Source organism: Paenibacillus oralis (assembly GCF_003863965.1).
Classification (GTDB): domain Bacteria; phylum Bacillota; class Bacilli; order Paenibacillales; family Paenibacillaceae; genus Fontibacillus; species Fontibacillus oralis.
Map to the genome: position 1 here is coordinate 3,124,271 of NZ_RRCN01000001.1, position 16,286 is coordinate 3,140,556.

The 16,286-nt window shown below is 44.0% G+C and carries 14 protein-coding genes and 1 pseudogene; 12 read left to right on the forward strand and 3 right to left on the reverse strand.

Annotation, left to right across the window (positions count from 1 at the left end; translation table 11 throughout):
- The first annotated feature begins 363 nt into the window (after window positions 1-363).
- Window positions 364-2,604, forward strand: a complete 2,241-nt coding sequence (locus tag EHV15_RS14190; RefSeq protein WP_128631786.1) for a right-handed parallel beta-helix repeat-containing protein — start codon at window positions 364-366, stop codon at window positions 2,602-2,604.
- Between the two features lie 733 nt (window positions 2,605-3,337).
- On the opposite strand, the gene EHV15_RS14195 is transcribed toward EHV15_RS14190, so the two are convergent.
- Window positions 3,338-4,651 (reverse strand): alpha/beta fold hydrolase, encoded by a 1,314-nt coding sequence (locus EHV15_RS14195; RefSeq protein WP_128631787.1) that lies wholly within the window; start codon window positions 4,649-4,651, stop codon window positions 3,338-3,340.
- 167 nt (window positions 4,652-4,818) lie between these two features.
- Here EHV15_RS14195 and EHV15_RS14200 point away from each other — a divergent pair, with 167 nt between their 5' ends.
- Both EHV15_RS14200 and EHV15_RS14205 read left to right on the forward strand, forming a co-directional pair.
- The gene (locus tag EHV15_RS14200; protein ID WP_128631788.1) at window positions 4,819-5,493 is read left to right on the forward strand and encodes a response regulator transcription factor; all 675 of its coding nucleotides are present in this window, start codon (window positions 4,819-4,821) and stop codon (window positions 5,491-5,493) included.
- The gene (locus tag EHV15_RS14205; protein ID WP_246061934.1) at window positions 5,493-6,533 is read left to right on the forward strand and encodes a HAMP domain-containing sensor histidine kinase; all 1,041 of its coding nucleotides are present in this window, start codon (window positions 5,493-5,495) and stop codon (window positions 6,531-6,533) included. The genes EHV15_RS14200 and EHV15_RS14205 overlap by 1 nt, the downstream gene beginning before the upstream one ends.
- An 86-nt stretch (window positions 6,534-6,619) precedes the next feature.
- On the opposite strand, the pseudogene EHV15_RS38045 reads toward EHV15_RS14205, so the two are convergent.
- A pseudogene (locus tag EHV15_RS38045) lies at window positions 6,620-7,036 on the reverse strand (hypothetical protein); the annotation flags it as partial.
- Window positions 7,037-7,271: 235 nt separating this feature from the next.
- On the opposite strand from EHV15_RS38045, the gene EHV15_RS14220 reads away from it, so the two are divergent.
- From EHV15_RS14220 to EHV15_RS14240, 6 genes are all read left to right on the forward strand, one after another.
- Window positions 7,272-8,264 carry a tRNA dihydrouridine synthase gene (locus EHV15_RS14220; RefSeq protein ID WP_128631789.1) on the forward strand — a complete coding sequence of 331 codons (993 nt, stop codon included), beginning with the start codon at window positions 7,272-7,274 and terminating at the stop codon, window positions 8,262-8,264.
- A 129-nt stretch (window positions 8,265-8,393) separates the two neighbouring features.
- Complete coding sequence (locus EHV15_RS14225; RefSeq protein ID WP_128631790.1) at window positions 8,394-8,963, forward strand: SF0329 family protein; 570 nt, start codon at window positions 8,394-8,396, stop codon at window positions 8,961-8,963.
- 33 nt (window positions 8,964-8,996) lie between these two features.
- Window positions 8,997-9,149, forward strand: coding sequence for a hypothetical protein (locus tag EHV15_RS36495; RefSeq protein ID WP_178075849.1), 153 nt, complete (start codon window positions 8,997-8,999; stop codon window positions 9,147-9,149).
- 85 nt (window positions 9,150-9,234) lie between these two features.
- Complete coding sequence (locus EHV15_RS14230; protein WP_128631791.1) at window positions 9,235-9,813, forward strand: DUF4256 domain-containing protein; 579 nt, start codon at window positions 9,235-9,237, stop codon at window positions 9,811-9,813.
- Between the two features lie 118 nt (window positions 9,814-9,931).
- On the forward strand, window positions 9,932-11,095 hold the full coding sequence (locus EHV15_RS14235) for a DUF4317 domain-containing protein (RefSeq protein ID WP_128631792.1): 1,164 nt from the start codon (window positions 9,932-9,934) through the stop codon (window positions 11,093-11,095).
- 560 nt (window positions 11,096-11,655) lie between these two features.
- Window positions 11,656-12,396, forward strand: coding sequence for a carbohydrate-binding protein (locus EHV15_RS14240; protein ID WP_128631793.1), 741 nt, complete (start codon window positions 11,656-11,658; stop codon window positions 12,394-12,396).
- A 157-nt stretch (window positions 12,397-12,553) separates the two neighbouring features.
- On the opposite strand, the gene EHV15_RS14245 is transcribed toward EHV15_RS14240, so the two are convergent.
- Window positions 12,554-12,931 carry a MerR family transcriptional regulator gene (locus tag EHV15_RS14245; RefSeq protein ID WP_036625730.1) on the reverse strand — a complete coding sequence of 126 codons (378 nt, stop codon included), beginning with the start codon at window positions 12,929-12,931 and terminating at the stop codon, window positions 12,554-12,556.
- Between the two features lie 179 nt (window positions 12,932-13,110).
- Here EHV15_RS14245 and EHV15_RS14250 point away from each other — a divergent pair, with 179 nt between their 5' ends.
- The 3 genes from EHV15_RS14250 (at window position 13,111) to EHV15_RS14260 (ending at window position 16,200) form a co-directional block, all read left to right on the forward strand.
- Window positions 13,111-13,956: an SDR family oxidoreductase gene (locus EHV15_RS14250; RefSeq protein ID WP_036625729.1), complete on the forward strand. Its 846-nt coding sequence runs from the start codon at window positions 13,111-13,113 to the stop codon at window positions 13,954-13,956.
- A gap of 6 nt (window positions 13,957-13,962) precedes the next feature.
- On the forward strand, window positions 13,963-14,913 hold the full coding sequence (locus EHV15_RS14255) for an alpha/beta hydrolase (protein ID WP_178075850.1): 951 nt from the start codon (window positions 13,963-13,965) through the stop codon (window positions 14,911-14,913).
- A gap of 387 nt (window positions 14,914-15,300) precedes the next feature.
- Window positions 15,301-16,200, forward strand: a complete 900-nt coding sequence (locus EHV15_RS14260) for an SDR family oxidoreductase (protein ID WP_051985685.1) — start codon at window positions 15,301-15,303, stop codon at window positions 16,198-16,200.
- Window positions 16,201-16,286: the final 86 nt, after the last annotated feature.

A 16,286-nucleotide genomic window follows, 5' to 3' on the forward strand; every position in this document is an offset into this window, starting at 1 on the left:
AAAGATTCTTATTGCAATGTGGTTAATCCTAATTTCAATGTTGATGGTTTAAATCATGGTTCCTTAGAGCCTGATATAGCGATCCTTATATTTTCCTTATTTGTGGTTAGCTGAGAAATCCATTTATCCAAATATTCTTATGAAAATGGGCCGAAAATAGGGTGGTGGCCAATGAAATGGCTGGATTGGTTCAGTATCGGAGAAGCTTCTCCGAAAGAATCATAAACTTTAAGTCGGTATAAGTCGATTAAATAATTAGGGCTTATATACATAAATTTCTATATTAGAACATACCTAGCAGTGAACTTAAGCCGAGGCGTAGAAGCCGTATCTAAAAATAGAATTCATTACAGGAGGTAAGCTATGAATAAGAGAACAGGCATTAGATTCTTAGTTGTAATTATGATGATTTATGTATTTACTTTTAATCTGGGTGTGGAAGCTGTAAAGGCAAATTCCGTATATTATGTTTCTACAACGGGGAATGACATCACTGGAACCGGTACACTATCAAATCCATGGAAAACCATACAAAAGGCAGCAGATACCATGAAAGCCGGAGATACCTGCATCATACGAGGTGGTACATACCGGGAAACGGTAACACTTCATACTTCCGGAACTTCTGCAAATCCCATAAACTTTAAGGCTTATACAGGAGAGAACGTAACGGTATCTGGTGCCGATCCGGTTACTGGCTGGGAAAATTACTCCGGATCCATCTATTATGCGGAAATGATGGGTTCCCTTGGAACAAAAGATCAGATATTTGTTAATAAGCAAATGCAATTTGAAGCCAGATGGCCCAATTCACCAACACTTGATCCCTTAAATTCAACATATGCAACAGTTGATTCCGGTTCCACTACAACCATCAAGGATGGGGACTTAACTCAGGCACCTGGATACTGGGTTGGCAAGACGGTTTGGAGTGTTCCGGGAACAGGCTACAAATCTTATAAAAGTACCATTACCGGCTCAAGTGACGGCTCCATTACCTTTGATCAAATGGCTACTGCAGCGACAGGCGGTAACAGCTATTATATTACTGGTAATCTTGAAGATCTTGACAGTGCGGGAGAATGGTATTATGACAGCATTACTGGCAGACTTTATTTATGGGCCCCTGGTGGAGTTGATCCGAATACTTTGACAGTAGAAGCAAAGAAGCGGACTTATGCATTTGATTTAAGTTCCCGCTCTTACATAAATATTACCGGAATTAATATCTTTGCCTCCAGCATTAAAATGTCTAATTCTAATTACTGTAAAGTTTCTAATATGATTGCGGAATATGTCAGTCATGATTCGGATGTTACCAGACAATACAGTACAGGGATATTTATGTCCGGTACCAATAATGAGCTTAGAGACAGTACTTTGACCTACAGTTCCGGTAATCTGGTGAGTATAGAGGGAACAGGAAATAAAGTAATTAATAATCTTATTCATGAAGCCAATTATTCGGCAGCGGATATTCCGGCAATCTATCTATTGGGGGCAAACCATCTAATCAGTCATAATACGGTATATAACGCTGGGCGTCACCTGATATTTATGCCTACCCAAAACAGCCGGATACAATATAATAATCTGTACAATGCAGGAAAGCTGACAAAAGACTGCGGAATACTCTATGAATTTGCCTGGGATGGGCAAGGGACGGTAATTCATCATAATTACATCCATGATAATCTGGCAAAGAATTATTCCGGCACGGGTATCTATCTGGATAACGGGAGCAAGGGCTATATTGTGCATCATAATGTTGTATGGGGAAACTATACAGGGATAAGATTGAATACACCCAGTAATTTTAACCTGATTTATAACAATACCACCTACAGTAACGGAAATGTAGGATATTGGGGAAGTAATTTTCAGTCAGATATGTACGGCGACAGAATTTTCAACAATATCTTTACTACAGCCTTTACACTGCCTGGTACTCATATAGAGGGAAATAATATTACCTCAGAAACCAATCCGTTATTTGCGAATCCCACAGCATATGATTTTAGGCTGCAGTCTAATTCTCCAGCTATTAATGCAGGGGTTGTAATATCTGGAATCACGAATGATTATGTTGGTGCGGCACCGGATATTGGAGCATATGAGTTCGGTGGAACTGACTGGACTGCCGGGCATGATTTTTCTTCACCTCCGGACCCGGTTTTTGAGAGTGTCAGCTTACTTTATGTTAATAACGTAAGGCAATCTGATTTCGAGAAAGGGATAATCTCACCATGGGCAGCAACATATTCAGATACTGCTGCAAGTGTATCGGTACCAAGAAGCGGCTCTAAGAGCGTTAGATTGGGACCCGGAAAAGATGGTATCGAGCAGGAACTTACGGGGCTAAGACCTAATACCAGCTATGTGTGTACCGCCTGGGTTAAGGCAGACATAGGAGAGCAGATTCAGATTGGCGTTAATGGCTTTGAAGGAACGGATGCATCTGCAACATCTGACAGTACATCATGGACAATGGTAAACATTCCTTTTACAACCGGAGCAGGCGCTACCAGGGCAACAGTGTATGCTTACAAGAATCCTGGTACAGCATATGTTTATGTGGATGATTTTGGGGTAGTTGAGCAATAAATTATTTTACTGGTTTTATGTTTGACAGGATTGTCAGAAAGTCAGAAAACCAAGACTGCCTTGGGGCAGAGGGATTAGGAAGGACGCTTTCAGTAGGCAATAAAAAAAGAAAGACATAAAGACTTTGATCTAAAAACGATAGATTTTCCGCCAAGGGGCGACCAGGCCTTAGGGTCATCATTTTCGTACACTCAAGGCACGTTGAGTGTACAGTTCTGATGACGTATTGTGGTCACAAGGACAAATGAAACGGTTTGACCACAAGATGTTGTGGTTTCTGGACGAAAAAAGGGCGAAAATCGGCTTTAAAAACGCCCTTTTTTCGCCTCGATTTTCGCACCGGTTTATTTTCGTGAGAAGTTTTTATGTCATTCGTGTTTACGGGATATTCAGCTTCAGACAAATCCTGAGCTGGGGATGCCAGAAATTGCAGTGAGCTCGACGGCAGTTATGGACAATCTCTTCGACGTAGGCTCCAAAGAAAGTCCTGTTGCTGACACTCCGAGTAAACATGGCCGTAGACAAAAAAATGCCCGTCAACGGCTTATTGTTATTTCTATGTAGAATACAATCGGTGGTCTTCAAGCACGGCAAACACGGCTATCAATGATCTATTTGAAAAAACAACAGAGGATCATTATTGAACGGGCACCAAACAGATTTCAACTGATAAGTGCCCGCTCTTATTCATTTAAGTTTCTCTAACCTTTTTGTATTTATACATTCCCATCAATTATTGAACAGAAAAGGGATTCTCTGCCCCGGTATAAGGTTCGATAGGAAGCTCTTCACCATTCAAAAATTTAACAATGGCCTCTGAATAAATCTGCTGGTAAGGTTTAGTGATTTTATGTCCAAGCCCCGCTACAGGCAGTAACTTGGAGTTCGGGAATGTATTCCGGTATTCACGTGTCTGCTCCCAGGCAATATAATCATATTGTGCACGTATGATTAAGACAGGTGTTGTATTCTTTTTCAATGCTGGCCGCGGATCTGGGACTATCCGGGTATTCTGTCCCGTTTTTGCATTAACCCAGAAACCGTACCCTTCGGAAGGAGGTTCCTCATTCGTATCTGGGTTCGGATTACCAGGTTCCATGTTAAGCGTATCTACAAAACGTTCCAGTAATCCATCGAGCGATTTTTCTGGCATCAATACGTATAGACCTTGTGTACCTCCTAATTGAGCAATGGATTGAGCCATAGTAAAGCGCAGATTCCCTGAAACTGCTTTATTTTGATCCTGTTGTCCGGCTGTACTATCCCCGGGTCCAATGTTCGCGTTCGCACTAGCCCAGATAGATCCGGGGGACCGGAAGACGGCTTTCTCAACGTTATTAGGGTAAGCCGCCATGTAGTTTGCAGTCAGTGTTCCGCCCCAGGAGCCACCAATTAAAATCACTTTGTCAGCATTCAATTGTTTGCGGATGGCTTCCAAATCCTGCACATGTCTGTCAACTGTATATTCATCTGGTTTAAGTCGACTGGAAAGACCGGCACCGACTTGTTGATAGTTGTATACGTCATATCCTTCTTTGGCAAGAGCCTTAGCATAATCATCGGCCTCCAAAGACGGTGCGCCTGCGCCCCCATGAACGAGTAAAACAGGATATGGCTTATCCACGTTCTCGGAGATACGTGTATACGCGATTCGTGACCCGGTGGATAAATCCCAGTATTGTACATGATCATTCGGTTGCATTGGATTCGATTCGGCAGGGGCATATAGGAAACCGAGCATGAGCGATGCAGTCAAAAGTAAAGCTATTCCGGAAGTGAACATAGAGTATTTTCTGTTTGACTGTACCTGTTTTCCTTTTAACATTCGCCCGGCAAAATACGAACCTCCACCTGCAATAATTACGAGAGTAACTATCCCGGCAGCAAACGCGATTATTCGACTCCCGGTTATTCCAGCAAAGTATATTGTTGCTAACATCGAAACGATCATTCCTACAATAACGGATACGAGCAATAGAGCCCAAGCTGAAATTTTCTTGAAAATTGTCGGAGTAGCTCCATTTGCTGTATGGTTGATTTCTCCCATCTTTTCTCCCTACCTTTCTGTGTTTAGTTGCATCTTAATACCCTAACCTCAACTGAATATCAACTAGAACATAAATTGCAGTTTATATTGATTTGAGTTTTAATAAGTAACGAAGGCTCGGTATTAGCATTTGCCTAAAATTACGCAAGGGAGGTTAGCCATATATCATGATCAAAATTATGGTAGTTGAGGATGACCTGAATACACAAAAGTTAATGAATAAAGTCCTGACGTCACATGGTTACGGCGTCTTGCTGGCGAGGGATGGTTTGGATGCGCTTATACTTCTGGACAAGCAACATGTAGATTTGGTTATCGTAGACGTCATGATGCCTAATTTGGACGGATATGAGTTAACGAAGCAACTCCGTTCATCCTGGGCAAACCTTCCCATTCTTATGGTCACTGCCAAGCAAGAGTTTAACGATAAAAAGGAAGGGTTCATTTCCGGGGTCGATGATTATATGACCAAGCCTGTGAACGAAGAAGAAATGCTCCTCCGCCTCCAAGCGTTATTGCGAAGAGCGCAGATTATGAGCGAACATAAGTTGACCTTCGGCAATGTTGTACTTAATCATAAGACGCTAACGATCTCTCGTGGGAACGAAGAGCTCCTTCTGCCGACAAAAGAATTCCAGTTGTTATTTAAGCTTCTTTCTTATCCTAACGTTATATTTACGCGTTTGCAGCTCATGGATGAAATATGGGGGATGGAGACGACTACGGACGATCACACCTTGAATGTGCATATCTACCGTTTGAGGGACAGGTTTCGCGATTGGAATGAATTCGAGATCGTTACGGTACGAGGACTTGGCTACAAGGCGGTGAAAAAAGCTTGATGTTCCTAAGAAAAATCCTAAATAGACGGAGCTTGACTTTTGTTTTAGTTTCATATATATCCCTCATCATGTTGGCATCCATCTTATTAAGTGCCTGGCTGTCCTTTTTTTTCCATAGCTCTGAATCACGTCAAGCAGTTTCTATCAACCTTGTCTTGCCCATCGGGATAGCGTTAGCGTATTTTTTTAGTCAAAGAGTGTTAAGACCCATTCGGAACATCATTGAAGCAATAACGAAAGTGGCACAAGGCGATTTTGATACCCGCTTGGAAACAAAAGGGATTGCTGAACTGCGGGAGCTTGAAATAAGTTTTAACAAAATGACGCAGGAGTTATCATCAATTGAAACGATGAGGAGTGATTTCATCAATCAGTTTGCCCATCAATTCAAAACGCCAATTGTGTCAATCCGTGGATTTGCTAAGCTCCTCAGGAAAGGTAATCTTAGCGAGGAAGAGAAGGATGATTTTCTTCAGATCATTGTTACGGAGTCAGAGAGACTAGACCAGTTGTCAACGAATATACTGAATCTGACAAAGTATGAAAATATCCATATTACGTCCCATCAAACTACGTTCCGCTTGGATGAACAGATCCGGAAAGTTATTTTGCTAATGGAACAAAGGTGGGTGGATAAAAATATATTACTTGATATACAAATGGACGAGATGTTATTTACTGGGAACGAAAGTTTTACTCATGAAATGTGGATTAATCTGCTCGACAATGCGATTAAGTACTCCTATTCCGGAGGGCTGTTAAGCGTCCGTCTTGAAAATACGTCAAGGGGAATCCGATTTGTGTTACAAGACAATGGTACAGGCATGGATGAAACAACGAAGACCCATTTGTTCGACAAGTTTTATCGAGGGAATAATTCCGAAGGAATAGGAGGGAATGGTCTTGGCCTGGCCATCGTGAAGCGTATAGTTGATCTGTGTAACGGTACTATTGATGTGCAAAGCGAGTTAGGGAGAGGAAGCACCTTTACAATCATCCTGCCTGACCGTCATCTCACGGTGACCAAGCCTAATGGATAACGTTAGTTCGAAATAAAATTAAGGCTTAAACAAATGGGAAAGCAGAGGCTGCCTTTTTACTTCCGCTTTCCCATTTGTAGATGGTTATAAGTCTCATACTTTTCACGCGATTCTTCCATCAGAGGGATGAAATCATTTTGATAGCGTACTGTTATTCTATATTTTTCGGGATTTGTTCCGTCATTTCCAAGGTGCTCAACGTGGAGTATTCTTCCATCATGGACAGCTTCATACAACCAACGTCCAAGCAAAGCAGGTGGTGTCGGAATTATATCACGAAGATAGAATTCCCCCGGATTTAGCTGCTCGTTAATTTTGTCATCAGGCTTTAGTTTTTCAATTTTCTCTTTCATTTCCTTGAAAAGGTCTGCATACGTATTTTTGCCGTTTAACGCCCTTGATTTACAAAATTCAGCAACATTCGGATAACCCTCGGTAATTGCCTGCGCTTTTAAGTCTGCATGTTCATCGTCCGTAATGGTGAACTGTATACGATAACTCAATTTTAATGTCCTCCTAAACGTTTAGATGATTGAACAGTCAACTGTTCAATCATCTAAATATATACTAACCTTTCCAAGAAATCAACAGAAAATGTATCCGGGCCAATGTTCGAGGAGGCTTCCCCCTCATCTTGAAGCTGTTGGGTAAGTATGCTTCACTCCAGGGTTTATGATATACTCGTTTAAACGTAGACCATTAACACTTACAGACGTTTGATATAGAGAGGTTTTTGATATGACAGAACATTTTTGGCGTAATTTACAGCGGCCTTTTTTTATACTGGCGCCCATGGAGGATGTGACGGATGTTGTTTTTCGCCATGTCGTCAGTACAGCGGCCAGACCGGATGTGTTTTTTACGGAGTTTGCGAATACGGAAAGTTATTGTCACCCGGAGGGGAACCATAGTGTGCGCGGGCGTTTGACGTTTACAGAGGATGAGCAGCCCATGGTAGCGCATATTTGGGGAGATAAGCCGGAATACTTTCGTCAAATGAGCATCGGTATGGCGAAGGAAGGCTTCAAAGGCATCGATATTAATATGGGGTGTCCTGTAGCGAATGTAGCGGAGAACGGGAAGGGCAGCGGCCTGATCTGCCGTCCGGAAACCGCAGCGGAACTTATCCAGGCCGCCAAAACCGGGGGACTGCCCGTCAGCGTAAAAACAAGACTTGGTTTTAGTAGCGTCGACGAATGGCGCGGCTGGTTAACCCATATTTTGCAGCAAGACATTGTGAATCTGTCCATTCATCTGCGGACAAGAGAAGAAATGAGCAAGGTAGCCGCGCATTGGGAGCTCATCCCGGAGATTAAGAAGCTTCGTGATGAGGTGGCTCCGGATACCCTTCTGACCATTAACGGGGATATCCCTGACCGCCAGACCGGCCTCAAGCTGGCTGAGCAGTACGGGGTGGATGGGATTATGATTGGGCGCGGTATTTTTCATAATCCGTTTGCCTTTGAGAAGGAGCCGAGGGAACACAGCAGCGAAGAATTGCTTGATTTACTGCGGTTGCATCTGGATCTCCATGATCACTATTCAGCACTGGGGCCGCCGCGTTCGTTCAGCCCTCTACCCAGATTTTTTAAAATATATGTCCGCGGATTTCGAGGGGCGAGCGAATTAAGAAACAGCTTAATGAACGCAAGGTCCACAAGTGAAGTACGCGCGCTGCTCGATGAGTTTAGAAACAAGGAGCATGCCGGAGCGGAGGAACGTGGGGATTAAGTAATTCCAAACGAATCCGTGTGGGAAATAGAAAAAGACGTCAAGAGCATGAGGATCGGATGAATGGAGAGGGGCAAACCCGGAGCCAGCAAGCCTTTCCTCTGTTTTTTATATGGAGGGGGAGTTTACATGTCCTGGAGCAAATTGAAGCAGCAGCTGGAGAGCTTTCTCAGTCCTGCGTTACAGGGAAGGGTGGAATACCGCGCACCGGGTTATCGTTATTTACCGGATAAATCAGGGATTTGTTATATTTCAGTTGATAAAAAGAACGTACTCAATATGAGTGATAAAACGAACTCCATCAGATGGTATCAAACGGAGCTTGAAATTAAGAATGATCCCGATATTCAAATTCCTATCACCAGTGACGAAATTGAAGCGGTCAGAAAAGATACCAAGGGGCCCGTGCCGGAGGATCGCTTAATAGTCATTGCCCGAAGCAGAAAAAGTTCTGAACATGCAAAAGAGCTTTTGTCCGCACAGGCTTCATTAAGTAAATCCAATTTTATCGTTGTGGCTAATAAGTTCTTATCTACGTCTGTAGAGGATAGCATGGAGAGCCATGATATCCTATTGAATATTCTAGCTTTGGTGGACAGAAGAGTTGGGAAAAAGCGGATTTTAAATTTGTCCGATCAGATGAAGTTAAAGCATCCCATTGTGCAGTATTTTTATGAACTACGGCGTAAAACATTATGAGTATGCTAATAGCCTAGAAGAAGGCAAGACAATATGGGCGTATTGCTAACCGGGATGGGGCAGATTTGGTTTGACCATGCTGATTTTCAAGAAGTAGACCATAATACTCGTGGGAAAGGATACAAGGAAAAGGGGAAGAACCCTTATCTATCAAGCCTTTCCCTGTTTTTTATATACATGATTTAAACTATAATAAAGTTGTGGTATAAAGAGCTGAGATAGGATGGAGCAAATGCGTAATTTTTGAAATACGTATGAGGGAGGGTCTAACATGACCAAGAGTAATAAAACCAACAAAAAGGAATTGTCACCAGAACAGCGTGAAGAGCTGCTCGGAACATTGAAATCCCGATTTGAGAAAAACATGAGCCGCCATAATGGTCTTGAATGGGCTAATGTTCAAGCAAAGCTCGAAGCTAATGTTGAAAAACTGTGGTCGCTTAATGAAATGGAGAGAACTGGCGGGGAACCGGATGTGCTTGGTCATGATAAAGAGACGGACGAATACATTTTTTATGATTGTTCAGCGGAAAGTCCTAAAGGTCGCAGAAGTGTTTGTTACGACCGTGAAGCGCTGGAGTCAAGGAAAGAACATAAACCGGAAAATAGCGCTATTGATATGGCTGCTGCCATGGGCATTGAGCTTTTAACGGAAGAACAATACCGGGAGATGCAGAAACTTGGAAAGTTTGATACGAAAACTTCGAGCTGGGTGAAAACACCCGCTAATATTAGAAAGCTCGGCGGGGCCATCTTTTGTGACCGTCGCTACGAGACTGCCTTTGTGTACCACAATGGAGCAGAATCCTATTATGCTGCCAGGGGGTTCCGCGGCTTGCTAAGGGTCTGAATTTTGGAGGGAAGCCGGCTTCAGGTGGGATCAAGGGCCAAATCATTCCGTTATAAACATCCAGTTTCATCGTTTTCTAGTAAGTCCATTTCACTTCATAGGAGATGTCCGATACATCATGTTAAAGAAAGAAGTCGCGTATATTCGCAAGCAGTTTAAGCTGGATCACGAAAAGCTTCATATTTACGATATTCTTAATGTGTATATTATGAAGGAAACCAATGAAATCTATCATTACGAACGTCAGCCGTTTGAACTATTGGACAGGGAGAAGCAGGAGCTGCATATGGGCAATTTCAAAAAGCTGCTGGCCGGCGAATTGGATCAAAAGCTGTTCGAATTAAAGCTTCATGAGGAGGCGGAGACGCCAACGCGGGTGCTTCTCCATCAAGGTCTGGTGACCGGCGACCCCGAAGAATGGCACGATCTGATGCTCCTGTTGGTGGAGAAAATGCTGGCGGATACCCACTATGAACGGGATACGGTGATTACTTTCGTGCGCGGGCAATATTACCAGCCGACCAAGGCTAGGAACGAAGAAGCCGAGGAGAGCGAAAACGACGAAATGTTCGCAAATCCTTTCATTCTGTGCAGCATAAATTCTACGGAACAACAGAAGAAAACGCTCATGTTCGATTATGTCGAGCGGGAATTCAAGTACAATGTCATCGTAGATCCGATCATAAAGTTAAGTTCGCCGGAGCAAGGTTTTTTCTACCCCAGCGTGACGGATGGTTATTCCGATGTGAATCGTATTCTATATTCCTCGGGGAGAGCGCATGAACCGAATCAGCATTTCATCGAGGAAGTCTTAAATGCCGAGAAGAGCGTGACTGCGTTAGAAGAGAGAGCCATTTTTGAGGAGATCGTGAAAGAAGTGACGGGGGATCAGATCGATGCCTCAACGATCGCGAACGTATATGAGGAAATTCATCAAGTCATCGAGACCCACGAAGAGGAAGAACCGCCGAAGCTGGATTATAAAGATGTGGAACGCATGCTGACGGTGAGCGGCGTGGAGAACGTGACGACGGAAAAGGTGGAACGGGCGTTTCAAACGATCGTTGACGATAAAAACTATGAAATCAAAGCGAGCAGCGTTATTCCGAAGTTCACTTCGAAATCGATTAAGATCGATACGAAGATAGCCACGATCTCGATCAGTCCTCAAGATTTAAAGTACGTGAGACAGGTGAATTATCAAGGGAAACGCTGCATCTTGATCGAGGTTGACGAAGACGCCGTGATTGAAGGATTTACGCTCAGTACGGAGACGTTGTAGATCGATTTTAAAGATGAACTTAGATAAATAAGAAAAAGTTTAGGTTCAACCTAATCATCAGTGCTTGACAGTCAAGCCGGCAACAGACCGTGTGGTTTGGAGCGAGACTCGTTATCCAGAGGCTTTGCACGATTATCCCGTTTGATCGGGTGACTTGGCTTCCTGAACCAGGGGGATAATCGTGCAAAGCGGTTTGAAGAGACAACACCCCCTATCACCGTCATCATTTATTTTGTTAAGCACTGATTTTGGTCTTGAGCCAAAGTTTATTTAAAATAAATTTAATATGAAATCAAGGGGCTAAGTTTTAGGTTGACTCTATGACCTGTAGACTTAGCCTCTTTCCAGTCTAATCAAAAATTTCAAGAAAGTAGAACTTATGTCCTATTGGGATTATTTTCATATTTATGTATTATTAGAATTGTAATAAGTTTAAGCGCTTTTAATTATGGAATGAACTTGAAGTATTTGTGAAAACAAAGGGGGGGAATAGTGCTGAAAAATATCGAAAATGAGCAACACGGGAAAATATCAGAAGAAAAATACAAGGAGGTTTGAAAATGACTAATAGAAAGTTTTCTTTTAAAGCCACATCACTTTTGGTAGTTTTAGCAGTATTCTTATCCACCTTTTGCGCAGTCTTACCGGTGAGCGCAGCCGCTAGAGGAGCATGGGCTCCAAATACTGCATATGCAGTAAATGATACAGTAACATATAGTGGAAGTACTTATACCTGTCGTCAGGCACATACTTCCCTCGTTGGTTGGGAACCACCCATTGTTCCTGCTTTATGGGAGAAAGGCGGCAGCGGAACGACACCACCAACGACACCACCAACAAATCCTTCAGTAACAAAGCCATCCGAAGTTCCAAGCCACATATGGACATATGCAGTGAATGCGGACAATAAATTCGGTAAAGGCGGAGATTTTGCTTTATTGCTGAGTGCTGTGATCAAAAAGGAAAGCAGTTTTGGAGCAGGTTTACCAGGCAGTCCATCAGCCGGCGACGGATTGATGCAGGTAGAACCAAACACACGTAATGCTTATTTATCGCAATTCAGCTCAAAATTTGGCCGCGCTTATAATCACAGCAGTGAACAAGATCAGGTTTATTTGGGCGCCCTGATTTTAAATGAAAAGATTGTTAAATTCGGCAACATATATAACGGCTTATTACACTATAACGGAGGAGATTACTGGTATCCGGGAGCTACAGATTCTTATGGCCGTCCTATTCTGGCCAATCAATACGCAGATGCGGTTTACGCTACTTATAAGGGCTATGGCGGTAAGAACTAAGGCATTATTTATCCATTAGATGTAAAACTATCAATATCGAATAGTTTAAAAAGATAAAGTAAAATCGGGCTGAAAAATTGCGTTTTTCAGCTCGATTTTTTAGTGTTTTTATAGATAACATTCAGTATCCATCCAATTTAGAATGCTTTTCCGCCTATCAGGGCAGCCTGTCAAATTTGTTTTCCTGGGCATCGATTAACGCCAGCTTGTAATTGAGCTTTTCCAGCGTTTTTATCAGTCGTGTTATTTGTTCCTCCACTCTGCTTTTTTGGTTGGCCAGCATCGTTTTTCTTAAAGGAAGTGTCCGGTCCCCGCTCTTGTACAGCTCAACATATTGTTTTATTTCCGCCAAAGGCAAACCTGCTGAACGAAGCGCTTGTACCATCTCTACACAATCGACGTAGTGGTCGTTGAATTTACGCACCCCGTTAGCATCCCGGTCAACCGCCGGCAATACGCCTTCCTTCTCATAAAAACGCAACGTATACGGGTTAATGCCCGTTTTTTTCACCACTTCCTTCATCGTATAAGCCATAAGCGTTCGTCACCGCCTTTGAGTGTTAGAGTTACTCTCGTTTATTTTACAATCTGAACTTGCTATTAGTCTATCATCCCCTTGTCCATAAGGGATCGAGTTTTGGATTTGACTTAGAGCGGCTTCAACCCGGTAAGCTAAGGTAGAAATAACAAAAATGATGAAGAGGAGGATCTTCAATGACCAAAACGGTATTGATTACCGGGAGCTCGACCGGACTAGGGAATACGGCAGCGAAGAAGTTTGCCAATGAAGGATGGAACGTGGTTGCGACGATGCGCAAGCCGGACCGGCGCTTGGCGGAGGAAAATCCCGACCGGATTTTCGTAACCGAACTTGATGTGACTAAGCCCGCCACCATCGAGGCGGCGATTGCGGCAGGGATCGCCAGGTTCGGCCGGATCGACGCCGTCGTGAACAACGCCGGAGTCAGCATCCTATCGATCTTTGAAGCCACACCGATGAATGTGATCCGCGGGATTTTTGAGACCAATGTCTTTGGTGTCATGAACGTCATACAGGCGATTACCCCTTATTTTCGCGAGCAAGGGGGCGGAACCATCGTCAATGTCACTTCGAACGTGGGTTTTGTATCCAATCCGCTTCTGACGGTCTATGTGGCGACCAAGCATGCAGTCGAGGGGCTGTCGGAATCGCTGTCGTACGAGCTGGAATCGCAAAATATCTCCGTCAAACTTGTGGAACCCGGAGCTATGCGAACCACGAATTTCGCTTCGAACACGATGGCTGCCGCGCAGGACGTATCCATTCCACAAGCGTACAAGTCTTATTTTGATCATATGATGAACTCCATGATGAATTATCCGTTTGATAGTGCGGATGAGAACCAGGTTGCGGATCAGGTTTACGCCGCTGCGTGCGATCCGTCGAACCGGCTGCGTTATCTCGCAGGTCCGGACGCGGAAGAAACGGCTAAACTGAGATGGTCCCAGTCGGAAGAAAAGTACATGGCAACCATGCGGGATCTGCTGGGGCAAACGGCGTGGCGAAACAGCCAGGGGTGACATTCAATGAAGATGGAAGAAAGAGTACATCCGGAACTTAAAAATATGTTTTCCCTTTTACCGGAAGTCGTTTACACCAGGGAGAATTTAGCGGCCAAAAGGAAAGAGATGCAAGAGTTTGCTGCCGGTACGGCAGCCTCGCTGCCTGTTAATGACGCAGTTTTGACCTCGGAAAGATATGTTCCGGGCGCGGCGGGGGATCCGGATGTCCGGATCAAGATTTACGAACCGAAAGTGAAGAATGGACCGCTTCCGGGCGTTCTATATATTCACGGCGGCGGCTATATCCTCGGTTCCGCCGATATGATGGACCCTGCTTTGCAGTATTTGGTATCGGAAATCGAATGTGTCATCGTTTCCGTGGATTATCGGCTGGCTCCGGAGCATCCTTTTCCGGCTCCGCTTGAAGATTGCTACGCCGCACTCCAATGGTTCTCCGAAAATGCTGAAGAACTGGGGAGCGATTCATCCAGAATCGCGGTTGTGGGCCCCAGTGCCGGCGGTGGATTGACGGCTGCTGTTTCCCTTTTGGCAAGAGATCGAAACGGCCCTTCGATCCTGTTCCAAATGCCTCTTTATCCGATGCTTGACGATCGAATCATAACCAAGTCCAGCAATGAAATCACGGATGACAGAGTGTGGAGCAAAGCCAAAACCCAATTGGCATGGGAAATGTATCTAGGGGAACAAGGTGAAGCATCCCCCTATGCCGCACCGGCACGCGCAGCCGATTTGTCGGGACTTCCGCCTACGTACACTTGTGTCGGTGACCTGGATCCGTTTCGCGATGAAACCATCGACTATGTACTAAGGCTAACGCAGGCCGGTGTGCCAACGGAATTTCATTTGTACCCTGGATGTTTTCATGGCTGCGAAGAATACTTTCCTTCTGCCGAGATCAGCCAGAGGATGATACAAGAATATCACGCGGCTTTAAAGCGTGCCCTACACAATTGATTGGTTATCCGGAAAGAGAGAATAATTCATCAAGTGTAGATATCATAGTTGAAAATTGTGATAGCCATTGTTATACTGTCTCTATCTGAAATGAACGGAGGGTTATGTGTGATAGATTCTTCCCGATAAGCAAACATTAATGTACATTGCATTAATTTGAGCTTTCTTTTAACTCTGCCTGTTAGCAGAGTAATCGGGATGAGTCTGTCCATATGCTGTCTTGTTCATTTATAAGTGTAAGTATAAAGTGTTATCTCCAATGTTTTTCTGGGGTAGCTTCTTTATCTTTGCTGTTAACATGGACTCATATGGATATTCCTATTCGATTACGATTTGCACAGGCAGAGAATTGCCTGTGCTTTTTATTTTTCAATAGGAGGAATTTCAATGACAACACAAAAGCCCGATAAACTCACGGATAGAAATATTGGAAAAAGGCGCGTCTGGTTTATTACAGGGGCGAGCAAAGGTCTTGGTTATGCATTCACCAGTGCGGCTTTAGAAGCAGGGGATCAAGTTGTGGCTGTGGCAAGAACCATTGGTAAATTAGAAAAGCTGCAGGAGCAATATCAAGACTCGTTACTGTTTTTGAATCTCGATATAAGGGATCGGGAGGCTGTCTTTGCAACTGTTAAAGTAGCTGTAGAACATTTTGGACATCTTGATATCGTTGTGAATAACGCGGGTGTTATGACTTTAGGCATGGTCGAAGAATTGAGTGAAAGCGATGCAAGAGACTTGATGGAAACCAATTTTTTCGGTGCTCTTTGGGTCTGTCAGGCTGTGTTTCCTTACCTGCGCGAACAGAGGGCAGGGCACTTGATTCAGATTTCCAGTATCGGGGGATTGATTTCTGGTCCAATGTCAGGCTTATACAGTGCAAGCAAATTTGCGCTAGAGGGATTGAGTGAAGCTTTGGCACAAGAAGCTGCCCACTTTGGGGTGAAGCTCACGATGGTGGAACCTGGCGGCTACTGGACAGATTTGTATACAGCAATGCGTTACAGCAATCCGCTGGACGCCTACGATTCCCTTAGGGAAGAATTGGCGAAACAGTATGCGGAAGGCTCGCTAGATAGCGATCCCATCTTAGCTGCTGAGGCTCTTATGAAGTTGGTGGAAAGCGAAAATCCTCCCTTAAGACTGATCTTGGGAAGTATGATCTTTGACCTCGTTAGGAACACCCATCAAGAGCGCATAAAAACATGGGAAGATTGGGAATCTGTAAGCAGATCGGCTGAAAAGGGGATTCCCGCGCCGGAAGGATATGGCGGCACACAAAAGTAGTGTCGTATCGTACAGCCGTCCTTTAATAGGGCGGCTTTTTGCATTATGGAGACGCTGCCGAACCCGTTATGACCTCGCTTCTTCGG

Excerpts from the sequence above, each read along its gene's own strand:
- EHV15_RS14190 (WP_128631786.1), top strand. The coding sequence starts at position 364 with ATGAATAAGAGAACAGGCATTAGATTCTTAGTTGTAATTATGATGATT.
- EHV15_RS14195 (WP_128631787.1), bottom strand. The coding sequence starts at position 4,651 with ATGGGAGAAATCAACCATACAGCAAATGGAGCTACTCCGACAATTTTC.
- EHV15_RS14200 (WP_128631788.1), top strand. The coding sequence starts at position 4,819 with ATGATCAAAATTATGGTAGTTGAGGATGACCTGAATACACAAAAGTTA.
- EHV15_RS14205 (WP_246061934.1), top strand. The coding sequence starts at position 5,493 with ATGTTCCTAAGAAAAATCCTAAATAGACGGAGCTTGACTTTTGTTTTA.
- EHV15_RS14220 (WP_128631789.1), top strand. The coding sequence starts at position 7,272 with ATGACAGAACATTTTTGGCGTAATTTACAGCGGCCTTTTTTTATACTG.
- EHV15_RS14225 (WP_128631790.1), top strand. The coding sequence starts at position 8,394 with ATGTCCTGGAGCAAATTGAAGCAGCAGCTGGAGAGCTTTCTCAGTCCT.
- EHV15_RS36495 (WP_178075849.1), top strand. The coding sequence starts at position 8,997 with ATGGGCGTATTGCTAACCGGGATGGGGCAGATTTGGTTTGACCATGCT.
- EHV15_RS14230 (WP_128631791.1), top strand. The coding sequence starts at position 9,235 with ATGACCAAGAGTAATAAAACCAACAAAAAGGAATTGTCACCAGAACAG.
- EHV15_RS14235 (WP_128631792.1), top strand. The coding sequence starts at position 9,932 with ATGTTAAAGAAAGAAGTCGCGTATATTCGCAAGCAGTTTAAGCTGGAT.
- EHV15_RS14240 (WP_128631793.1), top strand. The coding sequence starts at position 11,656 with ATGACTAATAGAAAGTTTTCTTTTAAAGCCACATCACTTTTGGTAGTT.
- EHV15_RS14245 (WP_036625730.1), bottom strand. The coding sequence starts at position 12,931 with ATGGCTTATACGATGAAGGAAGTGGTGAAAAAAACGGGCATTAACCCG.
- EHV15_RS14250 (WP_036625729.1), top strand. The coding sequence starts at position 13,111 with ATGACCAAAACGGTATTGATTACCGGGAGCTCGACCGGACTAGGGAAT.
- EHV15_RS14255 (WP_178075850.1), top strand. The coding sequence starts at position 13,963 with ATGAAGATGGAAGAAAGAGTACATCCGGAACTTAAAAATATGTTTTCC.
- EHV15_RS14260 (WP_051985685.1), top strand. The coding sequence starts at position 15,301 with ATGACAACACAAAAGCCCGATAAACTCACGGATAGAAATATTGGAAAA.